Below are 321 nucleotides of genomic sequence, written 5' to 3'. Positions count from 1 at the left end.
ACTAGTTACACTTGGACTAATGGTGCACCAGATGTATCAACTCCAGGAACTAAGGATGTTCAAATTACAGTAACTTACCCAGATGGTTCAACAGATATTGTAACCACCAAGGTAATCGTTACCGAACCAACTAATAATCCAACGGATGCGGATAAAAATATTCCAGAACCAAAGGATATCCATACAACTGTAGGCGAAGAACCAAGTCCAGAAGAAGGAATTGGTAATATTCCAAGCTTACCAGGTGGAACTAGTTACACTTGGACTAATGGTGCACCAGATGTATCAACTCCAGGAACTAAGGATGTTCAAATTACAGTA

At 39.9% G+C, this 321-nt stretch carries 1 protein-coding gene; it reads left to right on the top strand.

What is annotated here, in order from left to right:
• The coding region (locus H5R88_RS00695; RefSeq protein ID WP_259393953.1) for a Rib/alpha-like domain-containing protein at positions 1–321 on the top strand (321 nt) is incomplete at both ends.

Origin of the sequence: Limosilactobacillus agrestis, assembly GCF_014145585.1 — a bacterium.
In the GTDB taxonomy this organism is placed as follows: domain Bacteria; phylum Bacillota; class Bacilli; order Lactobacillales; family Lactobacillaceae; genus Limosilactobacillus; species Limosilactobacillus agrestis.
This window is presented reverse-complemented; position numbering and strand designations above follow the sequence as displayed.